Source organism: Clostridium sp. ZBS2 (assembly GCF_023845855.1).
In the GTDB taxonomy this organism is placed as follows: Bacteria; Bacillota; Clostridia; order Clostridiales; family Clostridiaceae; genus Clostridium; species Clostridium aquiflavi.
Genome location: NZ_JAMQIF010000155.1, coordinates 1 through 270 on the forward strand (window position 1 = coordinate 1; position 270 = coordinate 270).

Here is a 270-nt window from a genome sequence, read left to right on the forward strand (position 1 = left end):
TTTAATAATTGTCCCCCAGTCATTAATATAGTAGGTAACTTAGTTATTGATTTTAAAACAGAAGTTGGTCCTTCTATATCTGATCCTTGTACTGGAGATGCTCCTTCTGCTGCTGGAGTCCATGCAAGTCTTCCATCCGGAGTAGCCCCTGTTACGCATCCCATTGGTACATTAGAGGATATTCCTGATGTTGAAAGTCCATAACTTCCTCCAATAGGACCTCTTCCATATCTTGTTGTTTTATATTTTGATATTTCATTTATATAAGTT

General features: G+C 37.0%; 1 pseudogene. It reads right to left on the reverse strand.

Annotated features, from left to right (window positions below):
- Positions 1-270 (reverse strand): annotated as a pseudogene (locus NG918_RS16785) (formate C-acetyltransferase/glycerol dehydratase family glycyl radical enzyme); the annotation flags it as partial.